Source organism: Variovorax sp. P4_D9 (assembly GCF_056401695.1).
Genome location: NZ_JBFUIU010001069.1, coordinates 1 through 2540, shown reverse-complemented (window position 1 = coordinate 2540; position 2540 = coordinate 1). Strand labels below are relative to the sequence as shown.

The 2540-nt window shown below is 66.5% G+C and carries 4 protein-coding genes; 1 reads left to right on the top strand and 3 read right to left on the bottom strand.

The window, feature by feature from the left end:
* Nucleotides 1–150: 150 nt before the first annotated feature.
* Nucleotides 151–357: a hypothetical protein gene (locus AC1DY5_RS50995; protein WP_478121910.1), complete on the bottom strand. Its 207-nt coding sequence runs from the start codon at nucleotides 355–357 to the stop codon at nucleotides 151–153.
* Between the two features lie 518 nt (nucleotides 358–875).
* On the opposite strand from AC1DY5_RS50995, the gene AC1DY5_RS50990 reads away from it, so the two are divergent.
* Complete coding sequence (locus AC1DY5_RS50990) at nucleotides 876–1130, top strand: hypothetical protein (protein ID WP_478121909.1); 255 nt, start codon at nucleotides 876–878, stop codon at nucleotides 1128–1130.
* A 58-nt stretch (nucleotides 1131–1188) separates the two neighbouring features.
* On the opposite strand, the gene AC1DY5_RS50985 is transcribed toward AC1DY5_RS50990, so the two are convergent.
* Together AC1DY5_RS50985 and AC1DY5_RS50980 are read right to left on the bottom strand one after the other, a co-directional pair.
* On the bottom strand, nucleotides 1189–1659 hold the full coding sequence (locus AC1DY5_RS50985) for a hypothetical protein (RefSeq protein WP_478121908.1): 471 nt from the start codon (nucleotides 1657–1659) through the stop codon (nucleotides 1189–1191).
* A 130-nt stretch (nucleotides 1660–1789) separates the two neighbouring features.
* Nucleotides 1790–2540 (bottom strand): aldehyde dehydrogenase family protein (locus AC1DY5_RS50980; RefSeq protein WP_478121907.1); only part of this gene is annotated, 751 nt, incomplete at its 5' end.

Sequence of the window (2540 nt, the reverse complement as noted above, 5' to 3'; positions counted from 1 at the left end):
CGCTGGTACTCCGCATGACTGCCGGCTCGCTTGAGCCGTTCCGCCAAGCGCTCAACAGTCGGCTTATCACCCACGATTAATGTCTTCATCCACGACTCCTTGAGGTTCGTGGGCTGACATCATATCTAATCTATTGAACGCAAATTGGTATCAGACAAGCATCCTGTCGACGCAGGTCAAGGGCAGCATGCGGCGCCAGCAGTCGCTGATGACCCTCAGCGCGGAGGGCGAAGGAACCCATAGCAGTTCGAGCTCGAGGTCGTCCCGACCCTGGTCGCCGCCACCGTGTTGTCGAAGGACTTTCTCAAGCACGAGATCGAAGAACAGTTCACGGCCATCGTGGGCGAGATGGTTCATCGCAAGAAGTAGCCTCCGCGGCAGGGCGCCAGGGAAGACCCGACCGGCTTCCGCCGATGCGGCCGGTGCCGGACCGGCAAGCAGCGCAGATTTCGAATGAAACAGCCGGCGTTGCAAACGACTCGGCGCCCCGATCCCCCGCAATCGCCGGGCAACGCCGCAATCCGACAGTAGAGCCACCGAGACGGACCGCAGCGCGCCAGGCCCACCCCGAACGACGACGCAGCCCGTCGAGGGAATACCACAGGGTCGTCGGATGCGCATCTTCCGGCTCGACTTCTTCCTCTCCCGGATGCGAAAAGGAAAATCATGATCAAGCTAAATGCAAAGCTGGCCCTCGTGGCCGCCACCATCGCCCTGTCGGCTGCCGCGGCTTCGGCCCAGGGCCTGTCCCGCGCCGAAGTGCAGGCGCAGCTCAAGCGGCCCAGGCCAGCGGCCAGATCGCTGCCTTCGACGGCGAGGACAGCGGTTCGGCCTACCTGGCGGCCCACTTCGATCCCAGCGAGCCGCGCAGCGAAGTGAAGGCCGAAGTCGCCGAGGCCCGCGCCGACGGCAGCCTCAACGTGCTGGATGGCACCGACAGCGGCTCGGTCTATCTGTCGCGCCACCAGTCCCTGACCGAGCCCCGCTCGGAAGTCAAGGCCGAGCTCGCCGCAGCCGAGAAGAGCGGCCAGCTGGATGCACTCTACGGCGAGGACAGCGGCTCGTTCGAACTCGCAGCCATGCACGGGCAACAGGGCGGCAGCCACTCTGCCCTCGCCTCCGCGCGTTGAGCCGCGCCAGCACGCGCCGATCGCTCGGCGCAACGGCCGGCGCCGTATGAGCGCGGCGTCAGTTCCGGCATGCGAAGCGCAGCGCACGCGCCGCATCGTGCACACGCGCAAAGTCGGACCCCATGATCTGCAGCGGCGTTGCGCAGCTCAACCATGGATGGGGCTCGACGAACCAGCCGGCGATTTCCCAGTCGTCGAGCACGACCGACAGTTCGTCGACCAGGACTCGCACCGGCTTCCAGACCGCCAGGTCGCCGCGCTCGAACTGGAAGACCGGCAGCCATCGCTGGCCGCTCCAGTCCAGGCTGATCAGCTCACGGGACGCGATGGCGCGCGCGAGTTCGGACGGTCCGGTGAGAGGCCTTCGCACCGCGATCTCGTGACCCGTCGCCAGGCCGCCGGACGCCCTGTAGGCTGCCAGCAACTCGAGGAAGTGGACATCCCGGCCTGAAGCGCCGCGCGCAGGCAGGGGCATGGGTTCGGGCCAGACCTGTCGGTGCTGCCCCTGGCGCGCGAACGCGGTGGTCATGTCGAAGCTCCTGGTGGGTGGATGGCAGCCCGATCGTCCACCGACCACATTTCCGCTTCACAACAATCACCGCGCCGCAAATTACATTTGAAGCTTCTCTCGTGCGGGCAGGAAGACGCCCTGCACCTGGCTACTTGGCCGTCGGCATGACGAACTCGGCACCCTTGCCGATGCTCTCGGGCCAGCGCTGCATGATCGACTTCTGCTTGGTGTAGAAGCGCACGCCCTCCTCGCCGTAGGCGTGCATGTCGCCGAACAGGCTCTTCTTCCAGCCGCCGAAGCCGTGCCAGGCCATCGGCACCGGGATCGGCACGTTGATGCCCACCATCCCGACCTGGATGCGCCGGCTGAACTCGCGCGCCACGTTGCCGTCGCGCGTGAAGCAACTCACGCCGTTGCCGAACTCGTGGTCGTTGATCAGGTCCACCGCCGCCTTCAGGTCGTGCACCCGCACGCAGGACAGTACCGGCCCGAAGATCTCTTCCTTGTAGATGCGCATTTCGGGCGTCACGTGGTCGAACAGCGTGCCGCCCATCCAAAAGCCGTCGCCGCAGCCCTCGCCGGCGGCACTGGCGTCGAAGTCGCGCCCGTCGACCACCAGCTTGGCGCCTTCCTTTTCGCCCTGGGCGATGTAGCCCGTGATGCGCTCGTGCGCCGCACGCGTGACGATCGGGCCCATCTCGGCGGTCAGGTTGGTGCCGTTGAGCACCTTCAGCGTCCGGGCCCGCTCGGTCAGCAGCGGCATCACCTTGTCGGCGACGTCGCCCACCAGCACCGCCACCGAGATCGCCATGCAGCGCTCGCCGGCCGAGCCGTAGCCCGAGCCGATCAGCGCGTCGACCGTCTGCTCGATGTCGGCGTCGGGCATCACCACCATGTGG

What these genes read in the sequence shown, in the direction of transcription:
- AC1DY5_RS50995 (WP_478121910.1), bottom strand. Translation starts at nt 357, where the DNA reads ATGAACCATCTCGCCCACGATGGCCGTGAACTGTTCTTCGATCTCGTG.
- AC1DY5_RS50985 (WP_478121908.1), bottom strand. Translation starts at nt 1,659, where the DNA reads ATGACCACCGCGTTCGCGCGCCAGGGGCAGCACCGACAGGTCTGGCCC.